The 25376-nt window shown below is 61.7% G+C and carries 24 protein-coding genes and 1 pseudogene; 13 read left to right on the top strand and 12 right to left on the bottom strand.

Annotation, left to right across the window (positions count from 1 at the left end):
• Positions 1 to 6: 6 nt before the first annotated feature.
• Positions 7 to 930, bottom strand: a complete 924-nt coding sequence (locus AC07T0_RS02495; protein ID WP_040065166.1) for a PA3225 family LysR-type transcriptional regulator — start codon at positions 928 to 930, stop codon at positions 7 to 9.
• Positions 931 to 979: 49 nt separating this feature from the next.
• Here AC07T0_RS02495 and AC07T0_RS02500 point away from each other — a divergent pair, with 49 nt between their 5' ends.
• The 3 genes from AC07T0_RS02500 (at position 980) to AC07T0_RS02510 (ending at position 3279) form a co-directional block, all read left to right on the top strand.
• A complete protein-coding gene (locus AC07T0_RS02500) occupies positions 980 to 1294 on the top strand; it encodes a 3-phosphoglycerate kinase (RefSeq protein ID WP_494999698.1) in 315 nt (104 codons plus the stop codon).
• 148 nt (positions 1295 to 1442) lie between these two features.
• Complete coding sequence (locus AC07T0_RS02505; protein WP_494999699.1) at positions 1443 to 2042, top strand: FMN-dependent NADH-azoreductase; 600 nt, start codon at positions 1443 to 1445, stop codon at positions 2040 to 2042.
• Between the two features lie 376 nt (positions 2043 to 2418).
• Complete coding sequence (locus AC07T0_RS02510; protein WP_494999700.1) at positions 2419 to 3279, top strand: carboxylate/amino acid/amine transporter; 861 nt, start codon at positions 2419 to 2421, stop codon at positions 3277 to 3279.
• Between the two features lie 229 nt (positions 3280 to 3508).
• On the opposite strand, the pseudogene AC07T0_RS02515 reads toward AC07T0_RS02510, so the two are convergent.
• The 3 genes and pseudogenes from AC07T0_RS02515 to AC07T0_RS02525 all read right to left on the bottom strand — a co-directional run.
• Positions 3509 to 4225 (bottom strand): annotated as a pseudogene (locus AC07T0_RS02515) (mechanosensitive ion channel domain-containing protein); the annotation flags it as partial.
• The gene (locus tag AC07T0_RS02520; RefSeq protein ID WP_494999701.1) at positions 4213 to 4986 is read right to left on the bottom strand and encodes an L-iditol 2-dehydrogenase; all 774 of its coding nucleotides are present in this window, start codon (positions 4984 to 4986) and stop codon (positions 4213 to 4215) included. The pseudogene AC07T0_RS02515 and the gene AC07T0_RS02520, both read right to left, overlap by 13 nt.
• Positions 4987 to 5083: 97 nt before the next feature.
• Entirely contained in the window at positions 5084 to 6397 is a 1314-nt protein-coding gene (locus tag AC07T0_RS02525; protein WP_494999702.1) for an ABC transporter substrate-binding protein, read from the bottom strand.
• 278 nt (positions 6398 to 6675) lie between these two features.
• Between AC07T0_RS02525 and AC07T0_RS02530 the strand changes: the two genes are divergently transcribed.
• The 5 genes from AC07T0_RS02530 to AC07T0_RS02550 all read left to right on the top strand — a co-directional run bounded on the left by AC07T0_RS02530 (position 6676) and on the right by AC07T0_RS02550 (position 13108).
• Positions 6676 to 7653, top strand: a complete 978-nt coding sequence (locus AC07T0_RS02530) for an AraC family transcriptional regulator (RefSeq protein ID WP_494999703.1) — start codon at positions 6676 to 6678, stop codon at positions 7651 to 7653.
• Positions 7654 to 7681: 28 nt separating this feature from the next.
• Positions 7682 to 9028, top strand: a complete 1347-nt coding sequence (locus tag AC07T0_RS02535; protein WP_494999704.1) for a DEAD/DEAH box helicase — start codon at positions 7682 to 7684, stop codon at positions 9026 to 9028.
• 345 nt (positions 9029 to 9373) lie between these two features.
• Positions 9374 to 10501, top strand: a complete 1128-nt coding sequence (locus AC07T0_RS02540; RefSeq protein WP_494999705.1) for a merozoite surface protein 3b — start codon at positions 9374 to 9376, stop codon at positions 10499 to 10501.
• Between the two features lies 1 nt (position 10502).
• Complete coding sequence (locus AC07T0_RS02545) at positions 10503 to 11750, top strand: DUF6384 family protein (protein WP_494999706.1); 1248 nt, start codon at positions 10503 to 10505, stop codon at positions 11748 to 11750.
• Positions 11750 to 13108, top strand: coding sequence for a hypothetical protein (locus tag AC07T0_RS02550; protein ID WP_494999707.1), 1359 nt, complete (start codon positions 11750 to 11752; stop codon positions 13106 to 13108). The genes AC07T0_RS02545 and AC07T0_RS02550 overlap by 1 nt, the downstream gene beginning before the upstream one ends.
• Before the next feature lie 87 nt (positions 13109 to 13195).
• Here AC07T0_RS02550 and AC07T0_RS02555 read toward each other — a convergent pair whose 3' ends face one another.
• Together AC07T0_RS02555 and AC07T0_RS02560 are read right to left on the bottom strand one after the other, a co-directional pair.
• Entirely contained in the window at positions 13196 to 14065 is an 870-nt protein-coding gene (locus AC07T0_RS02555) for a DUF6279 family lipoprotein (protein ID WP_494999708.1), read from the bottom strand.
• A gap of 219 nt (positions 14066 to 14284) precedes the next feature.
• The gene (locus AC07T0_RS02560) at positions 14285 to 14473 is read right to left on the bottom strand and encodes a PFL_1563 family small protein (protein ID WP_176987101.1); all 189 of its coding nucleotides are present in this window, start codon (positions 14471 to 14473) and stop codon (positions 14285 to 14287) included.
• A gap of 346 nt (positions 14474 to 14819) precedes the next feature.
• On the opposite strand from AC07T0_RS02560, the gene AC07T0_RS02565 reads away from it, so the two are divergent.
• Entirely contained in the window at positions 14820 to 15656 is an 837-nt protein-coding gene (locus AC07T0_RS02565; protein WP_494999709.1) for a CvfB family protein, read from the top strand.
• A 178-nt stretch (positions 15657 to 15834) separates the two neighbouring features.
• On the opposite strand, the gene AC07T0_RS02570 is transcribed toward AC07T0_RS02565, so the two are convergent.
• Positions 15835 to 17013, bottom strand: a complete 1179-nt coding sequence (locus AC07T0_RS02570; protein ID WP_494999710.1) for a YbfB/YjiJ family MFS transporter — start codon at positions 17011 to 17013, stop codon at positions 15835 to 15837.
• Positions 17014 to 17116: 103 nt separating this feature from the next.
• Between AC07T0_RS02570 and ptrR the strand changes: the two genes are divergently transcribed.
• Complete coding sequence (gene ptrR, locus AC07T0_RS02575; RefSeq protein WP_494999711.1) at positions 17117 to 18019, top strand: putrescine utilization regulator PtrR; 903 nt, start codon at positions 17117 to 17119, stop codon at positions 18017 to 18019.
• Positions 18020 to 18145: 126 nt separating this feature from the next.
• Complete coding sequence (locus AC07T0_RS02580; protein ID WP_017903325.1) at positions 18146 to 18271, top strand: PA1414 family protein; 126 nt, start codon at positions 18146 to 18148, stop codon at positions 18269 to 18271.
• A 146-nt stretch (positions 18272 to 18417) separates the two neighbouring features.
• Here the strand turns inward: AC07T0_RS02580 and AC07T0_RS02585 are convergent, their stop codons facing one another.
• The 5 genes from AC07T0_RS02585 to speB all read right to left on the bottom strand — a co-directional run bounded on the left by AC07T0_RS02585 (position 18418) and on the right by speB (position 23503).
• Positions 18418 to 18669 carry an acyl carrier protein gene (locus tag AC07T0_RS02585; protein WP_494999712.1) on the bottom strand — a complete coding sequence of 84 codons (252 nt, stop codon included), beginning with the start codon at positions 18667 to 18669 and terminating at the stop codon, positions 18418 to 18420.
• 367 nt (positions 18670 to 19036) lie between these two features.
• Positions 19037 to 20419, bottom strand: a complete 1383-nt coding sequence (locus tag AC07T0_RS02590; protein WP_494999713.1) for a sodium:solute symporter family protein — start codon at positions 20417 to 20419, stop codon at positions 19037 to 19039.
• A 150-nt stretch (positions 20420 to 20569) separates the two neighbouring features.
• A complete protein-coding gene (locus tag AC07T0_RS02595) occupies positions 20570 to 22078 on the bottom strand; it encodes a purine-cytosine permease family protein (RefSeq protein WP_494999714.1) in 1509 nt (502 codons plus the stop codon).
• 54 nt (positions 22079 to 22132) lie between these two features.
• A complete protein-coding gene (locus AC07T0_RS02600) occupies positions 22133 to 22543 on the bottom strand; it encodes a YybH family protein (RefSeq protein ID WP_494999715.1) in 411 nt (136 codons plus the stop codon).
• A gap of 9 nt (positions 22544 to 22552) precedes the next feature.
• A complete protein-coding gene (gene speB, locus AC07T0_RS02605; protein ID WP_494999716.1) occupies positions 22553 to 23503 on the bottom strand; it encodes an agmatinase in 951 nt (316 codons plus the stop codon).
• Between the two features lie 266 nt (positions 23504 to 23769).
• On the opposite strand from speB, the gene AC07T0_RS02610 reads away from it, so the two are divergent.
• Both AC07T0_RS02610 and AC07T0_RS02615 read left to right on the top strand, forming a co-directional pair.
• Positions 23770 to 24663 carry a LysR family transcriptional regulator gene (locus tag AC07T0_RS02610; protein ID WP_121137834.1) on the top strand — a complete coding sequence of 298 codons (894 nt, stop codon included), beginning with the start codon at positions 23770 to 23772 and terminating at the stop codon, positions 24661 to 24663.
• 13 nt (positions 24664 to 24676) lie between these two features.
• Positions 24677 to 25300, top strand: coding sequence for a tRNA-uridine aminocarboxypropyltransferase (locus AC07T0_RS02615; protein ID WP_494999717.1), 624 nt, complete (start codon positions 24677 to 24679; stop codon positions 25298 to 25300).
• The last annotated feature ends 76 nt before the right edge of the window (positions 25301 to 25376 follow it).

The following is a 25376-nucleotide window of genomic DNA, read 5'->3' on the forward strand; positions in this document are numbered from 1 at the left end:
GTCCTGTCAGGCTTGCTGGGGAGCGGCGAAGGGGGCGTCCAGCGGCGCGGTGTCGAAGGTGCGCAGCAGTTCGACAAGAATCTGCGTGGCCGGCCCCAGGGGTTTGTCCTTGTTCGAGTACAGATAGAACGTCGGGTGGCGGCTGCCGCCCTGATCCAACGGTAGCACCTTGAGCAGGCCTTCCCGGATTTCCCGTTCGATCATGTGTCGGGGCAGCCAGGCGAAGCCCAGGCCGTTGCCGATAAAGGTGGCGGCGGTGGCCAGGCTGCCGACGGTCCAGCGCTGCTCGGCGCCGAGCCAGCCGACATCGCGCGGTTGCTGGCGGCCGGAGTCACGGATTACCACCTGCAGCTGACTTTCCAGGTCCTGGAAGGTCAGCGTACGTTGCAGGCGATGCAGGGCATGTTCCGGGTGGGCGACGGCGACGAATTCCACCGCGCTCATCTCGGTGCCCAGGTAGCCGGGGATATTGAAGCCGCTGATGGCCAGGTCGGCGACGCCTTCGAGCAGGACTTCCTCCACCCCCGACAGCACTTCTTCGCGCAAGCGCACGCGGCAGCCACGGCTCTGCGGCATGAACGCGGTCAGCGCCCGGACCAGGCGGGCATTGGGGTAGGCGGCGTCCACCACCAGGCGTACTTCGGCTTCCCAGCCCTGTTCCATATGGTGGGCCAGGTCTTCCAACTGGCTGGCCTGTTTCACCAGTTGCCGGGAGCGTCGCAGCAGCACGCCGCCGGCCTCGGTGAGCACGGCCTTGCGCCCGTCGATGCGCAGCAGCGGCACGCCGAGCTGATCCTGCATGCGGGCCACGGTGTAGCTGACGGACGACTGCGAACGGTGCAGGGCTTCGGCGGCCTGGGCGAAGCCACCGTGATCGACCACGGCCTGCAGCGTTCGCCATTGATCAAGGGTCACGCGGGGCGCTTTCAAGTTGGGCTCCTCTTGTCCTAAGCTGGCGGTCCTTAATGGAGACTGCCGAATGAGAAAAATCTGTTGTGTGTTGCTGGCCATGCTGCCTTTGACGGCATGGGCTTATCCCATCGAAGTCGAAAAACAACTCAACGGTCTCGCTATCGACTACAAGACCTTCGATACCGATACGGATATCGGCACCATTGAGGTGAACAACTACGGGAAAACCGATGCCCTGTGCACGGTGGTCTTCCGCAATGGGCCCGAAGCCCCGCGGACCCGTAAGCTCGACCTGGCGGCCGGGCAGAGCAAGAATGCCAGCGTCAAATTCACCCGCAGCATTATCCGGCTGCGCCTGGACCTGACCTGCACGGCGAAATGAAACCGGAGGAGCACTCTGCCAAGCATGCTCCGCCTATCAACAAATTTATAGATAGGTTGTAGTCATTTTTTCGGCTTTTTTATCGGCTAAGTGCTGTTTAATCTTCACTCCATCGACTTACAACCCTTAGCGATGGAGCCTACATCCCATGTCCCGCGTACTGATCATCGAAAGCAGCGCCCGCCAGCAAGACTCGGTTTCCCGTCAGTTGACCCAGCAGTTCATCGGTCAATGGCAGGCCGCCCACCCGAGCGATCCGATCAGCGTCCGTGACCTGGCGAGCGATCCGGTGCCGCATCTGGATAGCCACTTGCTGGGCGGCTGGATGAAGCCTGCCGAGCAGCGCACGGCCATCGAGAAGGCGGCGCTGGAGCGCTCCAACCACCTGACCGACGAGCTGCTGGCGGCGGACGTGCTGGTGCTGGCCGCGCCGATGTACAACTTCGCGATCCCGAGCACCCTCAAGGCCTGGCTCGACCATGTGCTGCGGGCCGGCCTGACCTTCAAGTACACCGACACCGGCCCGCAAGGTCTGCTGGTTGGCAAGCGAGCCTATGTCCTGACCGCGCGGGGCGGGTTGTATGCCGGTGGCACCAACGATCATCAGGAACCCTACCTGCGCCAGGTACTGGCGTTTATCGGTATCCACGACGTCACCTTCATTCACGCCGAAGGCCTGAACATGGGTGGCGACTTCCAGGAGAAAGGCCTGAACCAGGCCAAGGCGCGGATCGCCCAGGTGGCTTGAAGGCTTAATGTTCAGCTAATCGCCGATTGTTTTAGTGTGGTCAGCAACAGATCTTCAAGTAGCCCCTTCAAGTTGTACGCGCGAACCTCCCTTTGCACTGGTTGCTCCCTGAGTGCATGCAACCCGATCCGGCCGCCCAGCCCGATCGGGTTTTTTTTCGCCCCGGATTCCTTGTGCGGCGGAAAGTCGCTAAGGTCGCGGCCATTCAGCGGCAAGCCCGCATGGAATATTGAAATCCCCACGTAACCTGTAGGAGCCAGCTTGCTGGCGATGCGATCTGATGGCCGACATCGCCCTCGCCTGGACAATCGCCCTCGCCAGTTCAAGCTGGCTCCTACAAGACGGCGGGGCGGGCGACAACATTGGTGAGGCATTCATGGGTTATCTACTTTTCGTCACGCTGCTCCAGGCATTTTCCTTCAGCCTGATCGGTGAGTACCTGGCCGGTCATGTCGACAGCTACTTCGCCGTGCTGGTGCGGGTGCTGCTGGCGGGCCTGGTGTTCATTCCCTTGACCCGCTGGCGCCAGGTGGAGCTGGCATTCATGCGCGGCATGCTGCTGATCGGTGCCTTGCAGTTCGGCGTCACCTACGTCTGCCTGTACCTGAGCTTCCGGGTGCTGACGGTGCCGGAGGTGCTGCTGTTCACCATTCTCACGCCCTTGCACGTGACTCTGATCGAAGATGCCTTGAACCGGCGCTTCAACCCCTGGGCCTTGCTCGCGGCATTGGTGGCGGTGGCCGGTGCGGCGGTGATCCGCTACGACCGGATCAATCCGGATTTCTTCATGGGCTTCCTGCTGCTGCAACTGGCCAACTTCACTTATGCCGCCGGGCAAGTGCTCTACAAGCACCTGGTGGCGCGGCACCCCAGCGACCTGCCGCATTACCGGCGTTTCGGCTATTTCTACCTGGGCGCGTTGGCGGTGGCGTTGCCGGCGTTTTTGTTGTTCGGCAAGGCCAACTACCTGCCCGAGGCCCCGTTGCAATGGGCCGTGCTGGTGTTCCTCGGGCTGGTCAGCACGGCGCTGGGGATGTATTGGTGGAACAAGGGTGCGTGCCTGGTCAATGGCGCCACGCTGGCGGTAATGAACAATCTGCATGTGCCGGTGGGGCTGCTGATCAATCTGTTGATCTGGAACCAGCATGAGCCGTTGGGGCGGCTGTTCTTCGGTGGCCTGGTGATCCTCGCGGCGGTGTGGGTCAGCCGCCTGGGCGCGCGTCCGCTCAGGGCCTAGAGCGCATGCTCCCGCGGCTCGGGAATATGGCTGGCGCCCAATAGCGCTGGCAACATCCCGGCCCGCAGGTCGTTACCGCTCGGCTGCTGGTACAGGCTCAGACCGAACTCTGGCAGCACCGCCAGCAGGTAGTCGAAAATATCCCCCTGGATCCGCTCGTAATCGGCCCAGACGGTGGTGCGGGTGAAGCAGTAGATTTCCAGCGGCACGCCCTGGGCCTCGTTCCAGGTCTTGAGGTCGGGATCGAGACGATGGTCTTGTCGAAATTCTGCACCTTGACCGTGTGCAGGGTGATGTCCACCACATCGCCATCGGCACCGACCTGGGGCATCTCGATCCAGTCGCCGACCCGCAGCATGTCGTTGTTGGTCAACTGCACGCTGGCGACGAAGGACAGCAGGGTGTCCTTGTAGACCAACAGGATCACCGCCGACATGGCGCCCAGGCCCGAGAGCAGCAACAGTGGCGAACGGTCGATCAGGGTGGCGACGATGACGATGGCGCCGAACACGAACAGCACCATCCTCGCCAACTGCACATAACCCTTGATCGAGCGCGTGCGGGCGTGTTCGGTGCGTGCGTAGATATCCAGCAGGGCATTGAGCCGGGCGCTCATGGCCAGTACCTGGAACAGGAAGGTAAAGGCCAGCTCGATATTACCGAAGAAGATCAGGCAGTTCTTGCTCAACTCCGGTACCAGGTGCAGGCCGAACTGGATCACCAGCGAGGGCGTGGTCTGGGCCAGACGATGGAACACCTTGTTCTGCAGCAGATCGTTGACCCAGTGCAGCGCCGGTTGGCGTCCGAGCAGCCGGGCGGCATGCAGGATCACATAACGCGCGACCCGGCCGAGCAGCAACGCCACGATCAGCAACAGCGCCAGGCCCAGCCCGGTTTGCAGCAGGGGATGTTGATCGAGGGCGGCCGCCGATATCAGCTCATCCAGTTTCCCCCGTCGACGTTGTAGGTTTGTGCAACCACGTAGTCGCTCTCCGCCGAGGCCAGGAAAATTGCCATTCCCGTCAGGTCTTCAGCGGTGCCCATCCGGCCATAGGGGACCTGCGCTCCCACCTGCTTCTTCTTTTCTCCCGGGGGGAGGTTTTCATGCTGGGCGAACAGGGCATCAACGCCATCCCAGTGCTCACCATCGACCACGCCGGGCGCGATCGCATTGACGTTGATCTTATGCTTGATGAGATTCAGTCCGGCGGACTGGGTCAGGCTGATCACGGCCGCCTTGGTCGCGCAGTAGACCGCGACCAGCGCTTCACCGCGACGGCCGGCCTGGCTGGCCATATTGATGATTTTGCCGCCATGACCTTGGCCGACCATCTGCTTCGCGGCGGCTTGCAGGGTAAACAGAGTGCCGGCCACGTTGATTGAGAACAGGCGCTCGTAGCTTTCACGAGTAATCTCGCTGATCGGTGCCAAATCAAACAGCGCGGCGTTATTGACGAGGATGTCGAGTTTGCCAGTCTGGGCAACCACCGCGGCAATGGCGTCCTCGATAGAGGTTTGATCGGTGACGTCCATCTTCACCGCGTAAGCCATTGGGCCCAGTTCGACGGCCGTGGCCTGTGCGCGCTGAAGATTGATATCGGCGATCGCCACGCTGGCGCCTTCGCGGATGTAGGCCTCGGCGAATGAGCGGCCTATGCCTCGGGCCGACCCTGTCACCAGCGCGCTTTTTCCTTCAAGTCGTTTCATCAGATGTGCTTCCCGTTCGCGAAAGTGAATTGCCCGGTGGGGCATTGCAGGTTGTTCAATCAAGCCGCTGCCAGGCGCCGCGGCTGACCGTCGGCCTCTATTTTTTCGGGTAGCCCGCGCGCTTCATGTCCTTGACCGTAGCGATTTGCGCAGCGCTCAGCGCCTGCTCGACCGACATCTGGCCGGTGAGCGCGGCGGCAAACAGTTTGCCCACCGAGGTGCCAATGGCCTGGAACTCGGGAATCGTCACGTACTGGATACCGACATACGGCACGGGCTTGGCCGACGGGTGGGCAGGGTCGGCGTTCTGCATCATCTGCAGGGTGACTTTGGCGAAGGGCGCGGCCTTCAGGTAGGCATCGCTGTAGGTGGAGATGCGGGTGCCCGGCGGCACATTGGTGATGCCATCCTTGTCGGCGACCAGTTGTATGTAGTCTTTCGATGTGGCCCAGGTGATGAACGCCTTGGCGGCCTCTTTGTGCTGGGAGGTCGCGGGTATTGCCAATGACCAGGCATACAGCCAGGACGCGCCTTTATCCGTGACCTCGACCGGCGCCGGGGCGAAGCCCACCGTGTCGGCGACCCGGCTTTGCGTCGGGTCCGTGGTAAAGGAGCCGGCGACGCTCGCATCGACCCAGATGGCGCATTTACCACTGTTGAACAGGGCCAGGGTTTCGTTGAAACCATTGCTTGAGACGCCTGGCGGGCCGTAATGCTTGAGGGTGTTGACGTAGAAGTTGGCCGCGGCGGTCCACTCCGGTCCCGTCAATTCGGGTTGCCATTGCTCATCGAACCAGCGCGCCCCGAAGGTATTGGCCAGGGTGCTCAGCAGCGCCATGTTCTCGCCCCAACCGGCCTTGCCACGCAGGCACAGGCCGTATTGCTCTTTATCGGGATGGTGCAGCTTGGCGGCAAACTCGCCGAGCTGGGTCCAGGTCGGATGTTCGGGCATGCTCAGCCCGGCCTGCTTGAACAGGTCCGTGCGGTAATAGGTGACCGTGCTTTCACCGTAGAAGGGCAGGGCATAGAGCGTGTCGTTGAGCGAAAGGCCCTGGCGCACCGCCGGGAAGATATCGGCGACGTCATAGGCTGCCGGCAGGTCCTTCATCGGCTCCAACCAATGTTTGGCGGCCCACAGCGGGGTCTCGTAAGTGCCGATGGTCAAGACGTCGAACTGTGCGCCTTGGGTCGCAATGTCGGTTGTCAGCCTTTGCCGCAAGACGTTCTCTTCCAGCACGAGCCAATTCAGTTTGAGCTCGGGGTGCTGCTCTTCGAATATTTTGGAGAGCCGCTGCATGCGGATCATATCGCTGTTATTCACCGTCGCGATGGTGATGCTTTCGGCGGCTTGGGCGGCACAGGCCAAAGACAAACCTGCGGACAGGATGAGCGCGTGATGGCGGGTCTTCATAATGCTCTCCACTCCACGCCGGTGGCGCGGAACTATTATTGTTGTTGTAAGCCGCGGCTGGGCAAAAACGTGATGGACCGCAGCAGGGGACGATTGGATTACACCAGCTCGCAGAGGGCGCAACAAACGCATTGAGGACGAGAAATCGGTACTTTTTTAATCGTGCCGGCCTGTCTCCGACCGGATCAAAAAAGTACCAGTTATAGGTGATGCGTTGAGTAGCGAACTGGGTTTGATCCGGCTATGTTGCTGTTCAGAACTATAAAAAGGGGCAAACCATGCCTGATCGCCGCGCCGCGCTATTCGAGCAGCCTCCAGCCGAGTTGGAAGTCATCCTGCCGCAGCCGGAACACAGTTTTCGCTGGTACGAGCACGACTACCCCTATGCGCTTGCACGCTGGAATCATCATCCCGAATACGAAATCCACCTGATTCGCCAGGGGAGCGGCAAACTGGTAGCGGGTGATTACATCGGTGCGTTTGCCGCTGGCCACGTGGCGATGATGGGGCCGGACCTGCCCCATGACTGGATGGGCGACCTGGCGCCGGGAGAGCAACTGCTGGGGCGCGATGTGGTTTTGCAATTCGACGGCGCGGCGCTGCTGGCCCTGCGTGAAGCCCTGCCTGAACTTGGCGAGTTGCAGGTGTTGTTCGAGCGTGCCCGGCGCGGCCTGGAGTTTACCGGCGAAACGGCGCTTGAAGCGGCACGACTACTGGAGGCCATCGGTCCTGCCCAGGGTTTGCCGCGTTTGCTGATGTTCCTGCAACTGCTGAACACCCTGGCGAGTGCGCCGGCGACTGAGGCGTGCTGTCTGGCCAGCACCTGCTATATGCCTGCTCTGGATGCGAAAAGCTCCGAGCGTATCCATAAAGCTTTCGATTACCTGCTCAGAGAACTGACCGGCGATGTCCGGCTGTCGGTGATCGCCGGGCAGTTGGGGATGAGCGAGCCGGGCTTTTCACGGTTTTTCAAACGTATTACCGGGCACGGCTTTATCGACCTGATGCGCAAGCTCCGGGTCCAGCGCGCCTGTCGTTTGTTGCAGCAGACACAGATGTCGGTGGCCGAGATCTGTTTCGAGGTGGGGTACTGCAACCTCTCCAATTTCAATCGGCACTTTCGCGTGGAGATGAGCCAGACCCCGACCGAATATCGTCGCGCCAGTGCATTCAGCGCACAAAAACCGCGCTGTTTGTCGCGCTTTTCACAAAGAAACTCGGCCTCGGCGCTCGAAACCGTTACCCTATGCCGCTGATATTTTGTATTTCTTCGAGGTAGCACCCGTGTTTTCCGAATTCGCCCTGCACGAACGCCTGCTCAAAGCCGTGGCCGAGCTTAAATTTGTCGAGCCAACGCCGGTGCAGGCCGCGGCCATTCCGCTGGCGTTGCAGGGGCGTGACCTGCGGGTGACGGCGCAAACTGGTAGCGGCAAGACCGCCGCGTTCGTCCTGCCGATCCTCAATCGCCTGATTGGTCCGGCCAAGGTGCGCGTGAGCATCAAGACCCTGATCCTGCTGCCAACCCGCGAGCTGGCCCAGCAGACCCTCAAGGAAGTCGAGCGTTTCTCCCAGTTCACCTTTATCAAGTCCGGCCTGATCACCGGCGGTGAGGACTTCAAGGTCCAGGCGGCGATGCTGCGCAAGGTGCCGGACATCCTGATCGGCACCCCGGGGCGGATGATCGAGCAACTGAACGCCGGTAACCTGGACTTGAAAGAAGTCGAAGTGCTGGTGCTCGACGAAGCCGACCGCATGCTCGACATGGGCTTTGCCGAAGACGTACAGCGCCTGGTGGAAGAATGCACGAACCGCCAGCAGACCATGCTGTTCTCCGCCACCACCGGTGGTTCCGGCCTGCGCGAGATGATCGCCAAGGTTCTGAACAACCCCGAGCACCTGCAGCTCAATGCGGTCAGCCAGCTGAACGACACCACGCGCCAGCAGATCATCACTGCCGACCACAACCAGCACAAAGAGCAGATTCTCAACTGGTTGCTGGCCAACGAGACTTACCAGAAGGCCATTGTCTTCACCAATACCCGGGCCATGGCCGACCGTATCTATGGCCGCCTGGTAGCCCAGGAATACAAGGCTTTCGTGCTGCACGGCGAGAAGGACCAGAAGGACCGCAAGCTGGCCATCGACCGTCTGAAGCAGGGCGGGGTGAAGATCCTCGTGGCCACCGACGTCGCCGCTCGCGGCCTGGACGTGGACGGCCTGGACATGGTGATCAACTTCGATATGCCGCGCAGCGGCGACGAATACGTGCACCGTATCGGTCGCACCGGGCGTGCCGGTAACGACGGCCTGGCGATCTCGCTGATCTGCCACGGCGACTGGAACCTGATGTCGAGCATCGAGCGCTACCTCAAGCAGAGCTTCGAGCGCCGGACCATCAAGGAAGTCAAAGGCACCTACGGCGGACCGAAGAAGGTCAAGGCTTCGGGCAAGGCTGTAGGCGTGAAAAAGAAAAAGACCGACGTCAAGGGTGACAAGAAGAAGTCGGCCGCCAAGGCCCCGACCAAGCGCAAGATCGCCAACCGACCGAAGACCGATGCCCTGTCGTTGGTCAGCAAGGACGGCATGGCGCCGCTCAAGCGCCGTAAGCCGGAAGCGCCGGCTGCCGAATAACCCGCCACCGGCTGCGTGAGAACGCAGAACAGCGGTTGCCTCCCTGCCAATGCCCCGACTGATCGGGGCATTGGCATTTTTTGTGGGAGCGGTGCTTGCCCGCGAAGAACGATAACGCGGTGTATCTGAAAAACCGTGGCATCCCTTTCGCGGGCAAGCACCGCTCCCACAAAAGCACCTTGCTCAAGTAGGGAATTTTTTCCCACAGGCATCGCCCCGCCACTGTCCTTCAAGCCACGGGGCGGTAATGGCTCTTTGGTAAAAGATTACGCTGCTCTGTTAGTATTTCGCGCTCACGTCGGCAGGATGTTGGAGCCCAGGAAGGCTCCATATAGGGATATGCTCATGAACTACCTCGAACGCTCCATGTCTGCCTTGCGCTCCATCGGCATCACTTTTCCGGACCAGAATGCCCCGGTACTGGCCCTGCTGGACAAGGTGTCGGTGTATGACGCCACCCGAGTCACCGCCATCGCCGCCACCCTGCAACAGTCCACGGTGTTCAACGCCGTGGTCCGCGACAAGTTGCAGAGCATGGATGTCAGCACCCGCTATGCCGATATCGCCGCCAGCTTCGATTCGATCCAGACCGATGCCCGGCAGATGATGGAGTGGATGGCCGACGGCAAGCTGCAATTCTCTGAACGCATCCAACTGGGCTGGATGAATATGCGCCGCGGCTCGATTCCGGATCGCTTCGAGAGCATTCGCAAGAACTACCTGGATGTGGCGAAGTCGGCCAATGAGCAGATCCAGCTGGAAACCCTGATTCTCGAGGCCTATCAGGACTACCGCCTGGCGATGAAATCAGCCGAGGTGGATGCCTGCGAGGTGCAGAAAATCGCCCAGGCGAAGATGGAAAGCGGACGCCAGGGCTTGACCGAGGCCGGGGCGGCCCTGGAAGGCGCCGAGTTGGACGCCAGCGAACGGGCCAAGCTTGAGCTGGCACGGGATGTTGCCTTGCGTGACCTGCAGGACGAGGACAAACGCTACCAGATCATCACCGATATCGCCGATCAGCTGAAGACCGCCTACAACGCGGCCGAACTGGTGTTCGCGCGCCTGAGCCAGTACCACAGCGTGAAAGAGCGGTTGTACCAGCGTGCCGTCAGCTTTTTCGCCACCAACGAGATTGTCCTGACCGGACTGGCGGCGGGCTTTACCTCGTCCGGTGGGTTGGCCGAGGTGACCAACACCCTGAATGCGATGAACCAGGGGATCAACTCCAGCCTCGAGATCCAGGCCAAGGTCGGCGGCGAGCAGTTGAATGCGGCGCTCAAGGCCGGTTACGGCTCGACCCTGAAGGCCAGTTCGGTCAAGGCCCTGGCCGAGGCCGTAGTGGACTTCCAGGCCAGCAGCCTGAGCCTGATCCAGGAGCTGCGCAAGGAGTCCTCGGCGGCGGCGGCGGAAATCGAGTCGATCACCGAGGACAGCAAGCGTCGCTTCAGCGCGCTCCTGCAAAAGGGGATCTGAAGTGAGCAACCTTGTCTCCCTCACCGAGCAGATGGGGGCCATGGCGCTGATCGACGAGATGCGTTTCAGCCAGGCCGAACTGCAGAAACAGCTGGACCTGCCCAAGCATCGCCTGCGGGTGGCCGAGCAGATTCGCGAGTTTTACCGGGCCAAGGGCGTCGAGGTGGAGGACGCTCTGGTCGAAGAGGGCGTTCGCAACTTTTTTGCCAACCGCCTGACTTATCAGGCTTCGGCGCCGATCGGTGCGTTGGCCAGGTTGCTGGCGCGGGCCTACATTAATCGCGGTCGCTGGCTGCTGCCCACGGTGACTGTGCTGGGGGTGGGCCTGTGGCTGGTGCTGATTGCAACGCCGGTCTCGGGGTTTTTTGCTCGGGCAGCGGTGCGCGGTGCGCAGATTCGAGTGGATCAGGCTCGGGAGCTGATTGCCGGCCATATCGGGTTGCGCGAGCAACTGGAAAAACGGCTCTCCACGTTGGGGGCTGACGCGCTGGTTGCGAATATGCCCGCGACACAACGGCTACTCGAACAGGCCGGGCCGTTGCTGGAGAAGGCCCGCGCGGTAGAGCAGGTCACGCTGCCGCTGCAGGTCACTGAGCAGAGTCGTGGGCAAGACTCCCAACGGGTCGACTCGGCGATCGATAGTCTGAAGAAGGACAGTGCCGATTTGCAGGCGCTGGCGACTCAGTTGGATGCGCTGAATGCGCAAGCGAGCGCGATCAGGCCCTCGTTCACGCAACGGCAAGGCGCACGGGACCAGGTGCGCAAGATGGGCTTGAGCCAGGCCGATGGCGAGCAGTTCCAGCTACTGTTTGCCAAGGTCGACCAAGCCATCAAGGACCTGAATGCAACGGCTGCCGAGCAGGCCCTGAAGGAGGTCGAGCAGCTGCGGACGGTAGCAGCGACGCCCTTGACCCTGGAAGTGGTCAGCCGTACCGGTGAGAAATCAATGGTTGAACGCAATTTTGATCCGACCGGAGGCAAGAGCTGGTACCTGCTGGTCGAGGCGCTCGACGCCGCGGGCAATGTGGTCGCGCTGCCGATCAGCAGCGTCGAGACCGGAGAGCGGCGTTATGCCTCGATGTTTGGCGTGCGGGTCAATCAGGCCACCTATCAGACGGCCCGGAACGACAAGCTGGCGGATGGTCTCGTCGATGATCGCCTGATGGGGAAAAAGGCGGCCAACTCGCTGTCCTTTGCATTCGTCAAAGGACCGGTCAAAACCAAACCTGATTACATCCTGGAGTGGTAATGAACGCGAGCCGCATAGAAGCCTCCCTACGTGACAACTCCCGGAACCATGAGGCCCAGCTGCGCCAACTGCAGCTTGAGTTGTCCGCCGCGCACGATCAGGCGTTGCGCCTGCAGCAGGGGATCGGCAACGCCTTCCCGCATATTGCCAATTATCAGTTGTCCGGCGCTGCGCCGCTTTCCGCCGAGGTCCAGCGCCTGCTCGACCAGCGCGAGCAGGCCGAGGCCGCTCTGCGTCAGGACCTGACGCAGGTGGAGGAGGGCATTGCCGGGCAGTTGCAGGCACTGGCGAGCTTGGCCGAAGAACTGGAGACCTTGGCCGGCGGCCTCGATCAACAAGTCGAGCAAGACCTCCGCTACCAGCAACAGGCCGCCTTGGTCTGCGCTGCCGACGAGCAGTCCTACAAGGAACTGCGGGATGAGTGCTGGCTCAAGCTCCAGGCCTTCCAGGCCGACCGGTTTTATGTCTACCTTCGCGAGCGCGGATTCGGTACCGATGCTTATGTCGGCAAGTTTGTCTGGCGTGGGTTGGACCGTTGGGTGGCGCGTCTGTGCAATTTCACCCAGAACAATGCCGCCGAGCGCACGCTGTTGGCCATGCAGCGCGCCAATGAAGCGCTGGGCAAGGAGCGTCGGGCGAACCGCGCGGCCCAGGAGGCCGAGCGCGCGCGACTGCATCAAAGTGCCCTGTCCGCCAGCGATATGCCGCTGTTGCAGGAGCGTCAGCGGCAAGCGCAGCAGGCGTTGGAAGCGGGCAAGGCGCAGGCCAATATGATTCATCAGCGTCTGGCGCCATATGCCAGCAAGCGCGACGAGTTTTTCGCCCAGGCGTCCGAGCTGTTGTCCCGGCAACTGGCCGAGATGACGGACGTGAGCCTGGAGCAACTGGCCGGACAGACCCAGGGTTCGCAGGATGACGAACTGGTGCGCAGGGTGCGTGATTTACGCGCTGAGCTGGAAGTGCTACAGCTGCGCGTGCCGTCTCTGGAGCGGCAGTGCCGGGACGTCGAGGAGAGCTATGAGCGAGCCCGGCAATTGGAGCGTGCGTTGCAGTCGGGGGGGCTGATCAGTTCCCGCTACGACTATCGGAATGTGGATATTGATGGGCTGCTCGTCGGGTTCATGCAGGGCGCGATATCACTCTCCCAGGTGGTGAGTGAGGTGGATAACCGTCGCCAGTTCATCCAGGTTGCCCCCAGCCCACGCAGCACTACCAGTCCGAGCAGCAGTCGGGGTAGTCGCTCGCACAGTAGCTCAGGCGGCTTCTTCGGGAGCAGTTCGTCGGGCGGCTCCAATTCCGATAGCTCGTCCAGTTCCTCCGGGAGCGGTGGCGGGTTCTCCACCAGCGACAGCCTCTAGGGAGGACGGGAGGAACAGTGTCCCCTGCCGGAACAGCTGATCCGCGTGGTCGCTGTGAGAGCCGGCTTGCCAGGCGGAGGTCTTTCTTTACTTGGCCTGAGCGGTTTTCAGGCACTTGAGCTCCGAGAAGTTCCGGCGCATTTCGTCGATTTTCTTCAGCAGCCGCTCCTGCTGGTCGGCGTTGCTCTCGGCCATCAGCTCCACCAACAGGCTACGAGTGGCTCGCTCCGAGCGCTCGTGGGCCTGACGGTACTCGGCGGTCCACAGGCTGTCCTGATCTTGCAGCAACTGTTCGATCCGTTGCGCGAAGTCCGCGCGTTGGCGCTGTTCGACGGCTTCACTCAATTGCGTCTGCCAGTTCGTCCGGTTGGCCACCCAGAGCCGGTTCTGCTCCCCCAGGCTGGCGGACCAGGCCGTGATGCGTTGTTGCTGGCTCAGGCTCAATGGCCCCAGCCAGCCCTTGAGGCGTTTGCTCATGCGCTCGGCGCGGTTGCGGATCTGTTCGTCGAGGGGCGGCTCCACGTATTGTGCTCGATGCTCACGCTGGTCCTTGGCAAAGGCCTGGCTCATCTCGGCCACTTGTTGATCGCTCAGGCCCCGCAGCAGTTCGACCGCCGAAGGCGTGACGGCCCGTGCCACCTGGGCAATGGCCTGGCGGGCCTCGGCGGTGCGGGCCTGCACGCTGGCATCGGTGACCTGACGGGTTTCGACCATCTGCCGCACGCGGTCGAGCCAGTCCAGGTAGTTCGGTAATTGCGTGGTGCAATGCCAGTGCAGGTGCTCCTTGAGGCGCTCGCGGAACCAGTCCTTCTGTCCGCGGTTCATGTCCACGTAGTCGCCAAGGGTCCAGGGGATGATCACATCGAGGTTGCGGTAGGCCAGGCTGACCCGCGAGCAGGCAGCGAGTGCCAGGCTCAGAAGCAGCAGCCAGAAGAGGGCGGTCAGCCGGTGCGACATGGATGAATCCTGCTGAGGACATTTCTCCATGGAACGCTTATGCGGCCAGTGGTTCAATCGCGCAATGGTTACCAGCGATGACGACAGGCGGATGCTCGCGCACAGCGGCTCGCGCGCGGATCGAGCGGCGCGGTGTGTACAGCGGGGGCGGGAGTGTCGCTTCAGCCCTGCGCCTTGAGGTTCAAAGCGCAGAGTGGCTTGGGTGTTGCGCGGAGGGAATTACTTCTTGCCGAGGGTGATCTGTTTCGACGGACCGAAAGTCTGGCCGCTGACACCCTTGGCAATTTGCTGGATTTCGCCGCCGGATTTCAGGAAAGCTGCAATTTGCTCGTTGATCGAATCGCTGGTTTCAACGGCTGGAGCGGGCTTTGCTTTGCTGTTCGATGCTTTTACGCGCATGGCGGCCATTAACCTGTGTAGATATTAACTGGATCGATCATTCTACCTGAAAGGCTTGACAATTGCTTGATAAATATCCAGCGCAAAGGTAAGGGGTGTTCGCAATAGCTGCGCGTAGGCCTTGTTATTGTTGGCTAAGCTACTGTTTTAACTCGCAACCAGGCCTCGATATTTTCCGCGAAAGGGTAGGTTTTCAAGGGTGAGCGCCGCCGGCGGTCTGACGAACGGCCAGGCTTTTGTCGGCAAACCCTTGAAAATCAAGCCTTGCAGAGGGCTTTTCAGCAGGTGGCAAGCGCTGTGAAACAGCGCCGTCAAACTCGGGTAGAATGCCAGCCACGCAATGAGGGTATTGGAAATGGCTTTAGTCGGGCGTTATAACAGCTTGCAAGTGGTTAAACACACTAATTTCGGTTTGTATCTGGACGGTGGCGCGGACGGCGAGATTCTTCTGCCCAACCGTTATATCCCCAAGGATACTCCCAGTGAAGATGAAGACTGGCTCAATGTTTTCATTTATCTGGACAGTGCTGACAAGTTGATTGCCACCACGGAAAAACCCAAAGTTCAAGTCGGAGAATTCGCCAGTCTTAAAGTCAAGGAAGTTAACAGTATCGGTGTATTCCTCGATTGGGGATTGCCCAAGGATCTGCTGTTGCCGTATTCCGAAGAGAAGCGCCAGTTGAGCGCCGGTGACTATTGCGTGGTGCATGTCTACCTCGACAAGCATACCCGTCGTATCACCGCCACGGCCCGCCTGGATCGCTACCTGGACAAGACTCCGGCGAGCTACGTGCTCGGCCAGGAAGTCGACCTGCTGGTGGCTGAAGCGACCGATATGGGTTTCAAGGCGATCATCAACAACAAGCACTGGGGCCTGATTCACAAGAACGAAGTGTTCAAGTTCCTGCGAGCCGGTAAAGAAGAAAAAGGCTTTATCAAGGAGATTCGCCCCGACGGCAAGATCAGCCTGAGCCTGCAACCCGTGGGCGAGGAAGCTTCCGGCAGCCTGAACAGCAAGATCCTCGCCAAGTTGCGTGAAAACAACGGTGTGCTGGCGGTCAGCGACAAGAGCGATCCAACCGTGATCAGTGGCTTGTTCGGGGTCAGCAAGGGCAACTTCAAAAAGGCCATTGGTGCGCTCTACAAGCAAGGGCAGATTGTGATCCATGCCGATCGCATCGAATTGAGCTGAGCCCGGCCCGACGAGTGGTGTTGCCCGAGTTGACGCCATCGCCAGCAAGCCGGCTCCTACAGGACCGAGCTTGAGGTTATTTTGCGTTGAAACAGCATCCTTGTAGGAGCCGGCTTGCCGGCGATGGACAGCGCAGCTGTCCTGCCTGCCGCAACCCGGTGTTGCGGCCCTGCGATGATCAGCGTTGCACCAGCGTCGCCCCTGGCACCGCGGTCGGCACCGGCCGCAACACCACCAACCCCGCCAGCACCAGGCCACTGCCGGCCACGATCAGGGCCGCTTGCAGGCCACCGCTGAAGTGGCTGCTCAAGGCTGCCAGCAGCGGCCCGCAGAGTTGCCCGATGGCGAAGCAGGCGGTCAGCAGCCCGGCATTGCGATGGGTGGCGTGAGGCGCCAGTTCCCGTGAGCGCTGCATGACCAACTGCATGCAGGCCAGGAACGGCATGCCGCAGAGAATCACCCCCAGCACCAACCCCAGACCGCTCGACAACAGGCAGGCGAAGACCCCGGCGGCCTGCAACCAGAGGGTCGCCATCAGCCAGCGCCGGGTACTGTCGGGTTTGGCGCGCCGCAGGCTCACCAACACCACGCCGAGGGCCGCGACCAGGCCGAAGCTGGGCCAGAACAGATCGGCCTGCCATTGCCCGTGGAAGCGGGCATTGGCCATCTGCGAGAGAAAGGTCGCCGGAATGATGTAGCCCAGGCCATACAGGGCATAGAGCAGGCCAAGATGACCGATCGGCTGCTGCTCGCTGTCCGTGGCCACGGGGGCGGCTGTGGCGGTGGTCACGGGCGTGGTATTCGGCAGCGGCAGGAAGGGCAGGATCAGCAGCAACATCAGCAGGCCGACGCCGGCGTACACCAGCCACAGGGTCGACGAGTTCTGTCCCCGCAGGTTCGAACCCAGCGCCAGCAGGCCGGTGAGCATGATGCCCAGGCCGGGGCCGGCAAACACCCAGGCCCCCAGGCGTGGTCGCCCGGCGGCGTGGGCCAGCGGCTGGCTCAGGCTGGTGATCATGACCACCACCCAGGCACTCGCGACTCCAGTGCCGAAGCGCAGCAGCCAGTGCGACCAGAACCCGTGAGCCCAGGAAGAGGCCAGGGTCAGCAGCACGCATAACCACAGGCCGGCGAGCAGACGCAGGCGAACATGCTGCGCGCGCCGGGCGAACAGGGCATCCACCGCGCCCAGCAGGTAGCCCAGGTAATTGGCGGCGGCGATCAGGCCACCGGCGGTCAGGTCGATCTGGCCCTCGCTGATCAGGTGCGGCAATTGCGGGGTCAGGGCGAAACGGCCCACCCCCATGGCCATCATCAGGGCGACAAAGCAGGCGGTCAGACGAATCAGGGGGGACATGGCGTCATTTCCAGGCAGAGAGCGATGACCGTCAGGCTAGGACTGATTGACTTTCTTTAAAAATGAATAATAGTGAGTAACTTGTTCATTTTTGGAGATGGTCATGGAGTTCAGCCAATTACGGATCTTCCAGGCCGTGGCCGAGGAGGGCTCCATCACCCGCGCCGCCGAGCGCCTGCACCGGGTGCCGTCGAACCTGTCCACGCGGATCAAGCAGCTTGAGGAGCAACTGGGGGTCGAACTGTTCCTGCGTGAGCGCCAGCGCCTGCAACTGTCTCCGGCCGGCAAGGTCCTGCTCGATTACTCGAGCCGGCTGTTCGCCTTGCATGACGAGGCCCAGGCCGCCACGCGCGGCGGGCAGCCGGCGGGGGATTTCGTGCTGGGCACCATGTACAGCACCGCGGCGATTTACCTGCCGGCGATGCTGGCGCGTTATCACCGTACTTATCCCGAGGTGAACCTGCAGGTGCAGTCCGCGCCCAGCGGCGAATTGCTCGAGGGCGTGGTTTCCGGGCGCCTGGATGCCGCCCTGGTGGATGGCCCGCTGCAACTGGCCGGGCTCGACGGTATTGCGTTCTGCGATGAAACCCTGGTGCTGATCTGCCCGGCCGATCACCCGCCGGTGCGCAGTGCCCTGGACGTGCAGGGGCAGCCGGTCTTCACCTTTCGCCGTGGCTGTGCCTACCGCCTGCGCCTGGAGGCCTGGTTCGGCCACTATCACGCGAGCATGGGCCGGGCCATCGAGATCGAGTCCTATCCCGGGATGCTCGCCTGTGTCACCGCCGGTTCCGGCGTGGCGATGATGTCCGAGTCGATGCTGGCCAGCCTGCCAGGGCGTGAAAGCGTGTCGGTGCATCGACTGGCCGAGCCTTTTGCCAGCGCCACCACCTGGTTGATGTGGCGCAAGGGGATGGTCGGCGCCAATCTGGCGGCCTGGATCGAGCTGCAGAAAAACGCCTTGTTGCCGCTGGCAAACAGTGCCGAAGAGTTCCGTGCGTCGGCTTGAAGCGTTTTGCCATGATTTAAATCAAAGATCCTGCTGCAAGGGACAGCATTGCGTAGGACTTAGGGCTATGATCTGTGTGAAGCGGCTACAGAACTCCGTCGCTCGCATTACCCTGAAGGGGGCTATATGAAAGACAAACTGCAAACTTGGCTCCATGACCTCGGTGTTGCCCTTGGCTTGATCGAACCACCGCTGCAGCCGGTACCTATTCGTACCGACGATGATCGCCGTCGCCGTCAGCCACGTCGGTAAGCGCCTGCGGGTGGGTCGCAGTCTTCTGACTGGATAACGCGGTCGGTGTGGGCGCGGGGCTGGTCGGATCGCCGCACCGCCGCGAAACGCCCCTCCAGATTACCCATGGCTTCGCGGGCAACCCGGTTCAGCGGCGTTTGCGTCGCTCAATGTCGGGCGATTTTCTGTAGGAAACGACTTAGGTCGTTGACTGTGACCGCTTCCTTGAGCAAGCGGTCTTCCTCTTCGGTAAACGCCGTCAGATCAAACTCATCTTCAAGATGGAACATCAGGTCTTCAATGTCCTGTTTGTCCAATCCCAATGCCTGCAAGGTCTGATCGTCAGCGAATGCCTGCGGGTCGTCGAGCCGCAGGCTGATAAAGTCATGCACGATCTTGCGAATATCGGCTCTTTTCATGCCTGCGGTCTCCCCTGTTGCTTTGGCGGCTGGGAGGGATCCTGCGGCCATTGCAACGACAACTGCTCCGCGATGGAATGGCAGCTGTGCGGATGAATCTCGAGTCTGTTCATAAACGCCTCGGGGAAAGTTTTCTTATTGTTTGACCCTTTCCTGGGGCAGGGCGATCGCTGTCAGGGCTGACGCTAGCGATCCTTGTACTTTCTTGTTAACCAAGAAAGTAGTCGCTATAGGCCAGTACAGCACAAGTTCTGTGAGGGATTTGACCGTTCATCCTTCTGGGCGGGAGCAGGGTTGCTCAGTGCGGGGGGACAGGCAAAAAACGGGTGCGACAACCGACGTCGCCCCCGCTGAAGTCACTGCACTGTCAGATGGCGCTGGCGGCTACGCTGGCCGGACGTGGAGGCAGCAGGCTGACCACGACGAAGCTGATCAGGCCGATGGCCAGGCTGTAGTAGATCGGGGTGTTGGCATCCAGGCCGTCCTTGAGCATGAACACCAGGGCGGTGATGAAGCCCAGGGCCATGCTGGTAATGGCGCCGCTGGTGGTGGCGCGTTTCCAGAAAATCGCCCCGATCAGTGGAATCAGCATGCCGCCCACCAGCAGGTTATAGGCCAGGGTCAGGGCGCTGATCACGTCGCTGACCACCAGGGCGATAGCCAGCACGACGATCCCGGTCAGGCAGGTGAACAGGCGGTTGATCCCCAGGCTCGACTGCTTGCCGCCACGCAGTTTCGGCAGCAGGTCTTCGGTCAGCACGGTGGAGGCGGCCAGCAGGCCGGCGCTGGCGGTGGACATCATGGCCGCCAGGGCTGCGGCGATCACCAGGCCACGAATGCCGTCGGGCAGCGATTGCTTGACGATGGCGGCAAAGGCGTTGTTGACGTTGGCCAGGTCCGGAATCAGCACATGGGCGGCCATGCCGATCAGGGCGCAGGCCAGGCCGTAGGCGATGCAGTAGACCCCGGCGACACTGCCGGCATATTTCGCGACTTTCTCATCCTTGGCGGTGAACACCCGTTGCCAGATGTCCTGGCCGATCAGGATGCCGAAGAAGTAGATCAGGAAGTAGGTGATGATGGTGTCCCAACCGATGGTGGTGAAACTGAAGCTGCTCGCCGGCAGCTTGTTCACCAGTTGGTCCCAGCCGCCGACGCGGTAGAGGCAGATCGGCAACAGGATGAACATCAGGCCCACGGTCTTGATCACGAACTGGACGATGTCGGTCAGGGTCAGCGACCACATGCCGCCGATGGTCGAATAGACCACCACCACACCGCCGCCCAGCAGCACCGAGAGCCAGAACGGCAGGTTGAACAGCACTTGCAGTACGGTGCCGATGGCGAGGATCGAGGTCACGCCGATCATCAGCGCGTAGGCCAGCATGATCACCGCACTGGCCTGGCGGGCCATGGGGTTGTAGCGTTTCTCCAGGACCTGGGTCACGGTGAAGATTTTCAGCTTCAGCAGCGGTTTGGCGAGGAACAGGTTCAGCGCGATGATGCCGAAACCCAGGGCGGCGCAGAGCCAGAAGCCGGAAATCCCGTGGACATAGCCCAGGCGTACGGTGCCGACGGTGGATGCCCCACCGAGTACCGTGGCGGCCATGGTGCCCATGTACAGCGTCGGGCCCAGGTTACGCCCGGCCACCAGGTAGTCTTCGTGGGTCTTGGCCTTGCGCATGCCGTAGTAACCGAGCACGAGCATGCCAGCGGCATAAATGAGTACAACCAATAGATCCAAAGCCATGAAGGCGTGTCTCCGATTATCTTTTTTATGGTGAAGCAATAGGTAGTTGAGCGCGTTGGTTTTTGTGGGAGCCGGCTTGCCGGCGATGGTGGCCAAGCATGCGCGGCAAGGCGCCGGGGCCTCATTGCCGGCAAGCTGGCTCCTACAGGGTCAGGCCGCCTGGCGCATTCCAGGCTTCAACGTTTTGCCACCCTGGCTGCGCGCATCCAGCGGTCCATAAACCTCTGCCGTTTCCGGGAACAGGCTGAGCAGGGCCAGGTACATCAGCGACGCCAGCCCGAGGGTGATCGGCAGGCTGATGTCGATGCCATCGGCCAGGTTGCCCAGCGGGCCGACGAACTGCCCCGGCAGGTTGACGAAACACAGGCCCACCAGCGCGCTGGGGATCCAGGCGCCGAGGCCGCGCCAGTTCCAGCCGTGGCTGAACCAGTAGCGACCGCCGGTTTCGCCGCGGGTGAAGACTTGCAGATCATCCGGGCAGTAGTAGCCACGACGCACCAGCAAACCGATGATCATGATCACCATCCATGGGGTGGTGCAGGTGATGATCAGCACGGCGAAGGTCGACACGCTCTGCACCAGGTTCGCCGCGAAGCGTCCGATGAAGATGAAGGCAATCGACAGCACGCCGATCAGCAAGGTTGCCTTGACCCGCGACAGCAGCCGTGGGAACACGCTGGACATGTCCAGCCCGGTGCCATACAGCGAGGTGGTGCCGGTGGACATGCCGCCGATCACCGCGATCAGGCACACCGGCAGGAAGAACCAGGTCGGCGAGACGGCCAGCAGGCCACCGACGTAGTTGTTCGCAGTGATGTAGTCCGGTGCCTTGATCGCGACGATGGTGGCGGTCGCCAGGCCGAACAGGAACGGAATCAGGGTGGCGAGCTGCGCCGCGATCACCGCCAGCATGATCCGGGCTTTCGAGGTTTCACGGGGGATATAACGCGACCAGTCACCGAGGAACGCGCCGAAGGAAATCGGGTTGCTCATGGCCACCAGCGCGGCGCCGATAAAGGCCGCCCAGAACCCCGCCTGTCCCATCGCCACGGTACCGGCGAAGTGGCTGTCGAAAGTCGGCGCAAAGGCGAAGATCCCGAGCAGGAACAACAGGCTTGCGGCCCACACGGCGATGCGGTTGACCCACAGCATGAAGCGAAAGCCGTAGATGCACACTGTCAGCACCAGGATCGCAAACAGGCCATAGGCCAGGCCCAGGGTCAGGTCGGTTTCAGGCATATCGATCAGACGCTTGGCACCACCGATCAACGCATCCCCCGAGCTCCACACCGACAGCGAGAAGAACGCGATGGCGGTGAGCAACGACAGGAACGAACCGACGATCCGACCGTGCACACCGAAGTGCGCACCGGAGGACACGGCGTTGTTGGTGCCGTTGATCGGCCCGAACAGGCCCATGGGCGCGAGGATCAACGCACCGAGCACCACGCCCAGGACGATCGCCCAGACACCGGCCTGGAAGGACAGGCCGAAGAGTACCGGGAAGCTGCCGAGCACGGCGGTGGCAAAGGTATTGGCACCGCCGAAAATCAGGCGAAACAGGTCGCTGGGTCGGGCATCGCGTTCGTGGTCGGGGATCTGTTCGACCCCGTTGGTTTCGATGTTGCTAAGGCTTTTTTCATTGTTGTTTTTATTCATGATCGCTCCGATCATTGCGCTGTCCTCATCTTCTGTGAGGGCTATCAGCGTTGGCTAAGAGGAGGGCAGTCCTTGGGGTGTCGCTGATAAGTGTTCGTGGCAGGCCAGCCATCGGCCGCGTTCTTGTTGTTGGCGAAACACAATGGTTTCGCGCTCCTGGCTAAAGAGAAGCTCGCCTTGCATGCGCAGCTCGGTGGCGACGTCATGAATGAATATCGCCACGTCGCCCTGCAGGCTGACAAAAGCGTTGCTTGAGGTGCACGCGAGCACTTCGAAGCCATCCTCGGCACGCCAGCTATCCCACAACGCCTGGTAAGCGTCGCGTGACAGCAGGGGCTGTTCGAGGGTGTAGAAGACGAAGCTGGCATCTTCGCTGAAGGCCGCGAAGTAGGCTTCGCGATCGTTGGCGGCGAAGGCGGCCACCAGCTCGGCGGCGGCCTTGAGTACCTGGTCACGGTGGTTCATGGCGACTCCTCAGCGGTGGGTCACGCCGGGCAGTACGCAGAGCATCTCGTACAGCAGGTTGGCGCCGAGCAGCGAGGTGTTGCCGCTGGTGTCGTAGGGTGGCGAGACTTCCACCAGGTCGCAGCCGACCAGGTCGAGGCCCTGGCAACCACGGACGATCTCGATCGCCTGGATGGTGGTCAGGCCGCCGATTTCCGGGGTGCCGGTACCGGGCGCCCAGGCCGGGTCGATGCCGTCGATGTCGAAGCTCAGATACACCGGGCCGCCGCCGACTTTTTCGCGCACTTCAGCCATCAGCGGGGCGAGGGATTTGTGCCAGCACTCTTCGGCCTGGACCACACGGAAGCCCTGCTTGCGGCTCCAGTTGAAGTCTTCGGCGGTGTAGCCCTGGGCGCGCAGGCCGATCTGTACCACCCGGTCGCAGTCCAGCAGGCCTTCTTCCACGGCGCGGCGGAAGGTGGTGCCGTGGGCGATCTTCTCGCCGAACATGTGATCGTTGACATCGGCGTGGGCGTCGATGTGTACCAGGCCGACCTTGCCGTGCTTCTTGTGGATAGCGCGCAGGATCGGCAGGGTGATGGTGTGGTCACCGCCCAGGGTCAGCGGGACGACCGGGTGTTCGAGGATGGCGTCGTAGGCTTCCTCGATGATACGCACGGCGTCCAGCAGGTTGAAGGTGTTGATCGCTACATCGCCGATATCGGCCACCGACAGCGAGTCGAAGGGCGCGGCTCCGGTGGCCATGTTGTACGGGCGGATCATCACTGATTCGGCGCGGATTTCCCGTGGACCGAAACGGGTCCCGGCGCGCAGCGAGGTGCCGATGTCCAGCGGGATCCCGATAAACGCGGCGTCGAGGCCGGCGGCCGATTGCAGGTGCGGGAGGCGCATCATGGTGGCGATACCGCCGAAGCGCGGCATTTCGTTACCGCCCAGTGGTTGGTGAAGAATCTTGTCCACGGGTAAGCCTCATCATTTATTTTGGTTATCAGGGGGGCGATTCTGCGAAAGGCACCGCCCGGGAAGAATCGCTGACGGCAAATAGTTAGTTCAGATTTTTCTAAACTAATGGGCGAGGTGGCGGTAGACTTTTGCCGGTCGCCACGCGACCTGTCGCGAGCAAGCCCGCTCCTACAGTGGTTGGCGCTGCTTTTCGCAGGAGCAGCCGGTCGACGTTCGATTGCTCGCGATGAGGCCCTAACTGACGCCCCACAACCGGAGTGCCCATGGCCAACGCTTTACCCGACCTGAAACTATTGCGCATCTTCGTCAGCGTGGTCCGGCACCAGGGCTTTGCCAATGCCCAGCAGGAGCTCAATCTCTCGACGTCGGCCATCAGCACCTACATGAGCCAGCTTGAAGCGTCCCTGGGCCTGGTGCTGTGTCATCGCGGGCGTGGTGGTTTCAGCCTGACCAGCAAGGGCGAGTTGTTCCACCAGGAAACCCTGCGCCTGCTGGGCGAACTCGAAGGTTTCGAGCAATACGCCGCGGCCCTCAAGGGCGAATTGCGCGGCACCTTGAACCTCGGCGTGATCGATTCCACGGTCAGCGAGCCAGCATTGCCGCTGGCCGAGACCATCGGCGCCTACAGCCAGGAGCACCCGGCGGTGCACCTGCACCTGTCGGTGATGAGTCCCTACGAATTGCAACTCGGTGTACAGGACAATCGCCTGGACCTGGCCATCGGCGCTTTCTCCACGCGCATGAGCGGGTTGGTCTACCAGCCGCTATACCGCGAGCAGCACTGGTTGTATTGCAGCAATCGCCATCCGCTGTACAACGAACGGCGCATCCCGGAACAGGTGATCACCCAGCAACGCATGGTCGGACGTGGTTACTGGAGTCAGGCCGAGCTGGCGCGCCACGGTTTCAAGCACAGTGCGGCGACCGTGGAAAGTATGGAGGCACAGCTTATCCTGGTATTGTCCGGCGCTTATATCGGCTACCTACCGGAGCACTACGCGCAACCCTGGGCCGACAAGGGTGATCTGCGGGTACTGCTGCCGGCGACCTTCGGCTACCAGGCGCCGTTCTCGATGATCCTGCGCCGGGGCCGCAGTCGCGAACCCTTGATCCAGACCTTCCGCGACCTGCTCAAAGCGCAGCTCAACCAGCCCTGATCGGTACCTATCAATGTCCAGAGCCCGTTGTGAACGCTGCCTGCGTCCTGAAAGCCATTGCTTGTGCGCGCTGATCCCGCAGTTGGACAGCCGCACCCGGGTGCTGCTATTGCAGCACCCCAGTGAGGTCAATCATGCCTTGAACACCGCCCGGCTGGCGGTGCTGGGTTTGACCAATGCCGAGTTGCGGGTGGGGGAGGTGTTCGAGGACCTGGCCGAATGGCTGCGGCAACCAGGGTACGAGGCGAAATTGTTGTTTCCGGGAGATGCTGTGCAACCCTTGCAGGCTTATGCGGCCGCGTCGAGCGAGCTGCCGCTGTTGCTGGTGGTGCCCGACGGCACCTGGCGCAAGGCGCGCAAGATGCTGTATCTCAATCCATTGCTGGCGGCGTTGCCACGGGTGATGCTGGAGGCGGGGGCGGTGTCGCGCTATCGATTGCGCAAGGCACCGGAGCCGGGCGCGTTGTCGACGCTGGAGGCGATTGTCCAGGCGCTGGAAACCCTTGAAGCACCAGTTTCGTTCGCGGCGTTGCTGCGGCCGTTCGAGGCGCTGATCGAAGGACAGATCCGGGCGATGGGCGAGGAGACTTTTCTACGCAATCACGGGCAAGGGCACCCGACAATTCGGGATGCTTGAATCTGCAAGGCGCCGGGTAACTTGTGGGCGCGGAGCTTGCCCGCGAAGCTTTTGGAGGCCTTGAGGGCCTCTTCGC

This window comes from Pseudomonas sp. GW821-FHT04D07 (genome assembly GCF_059420225.1).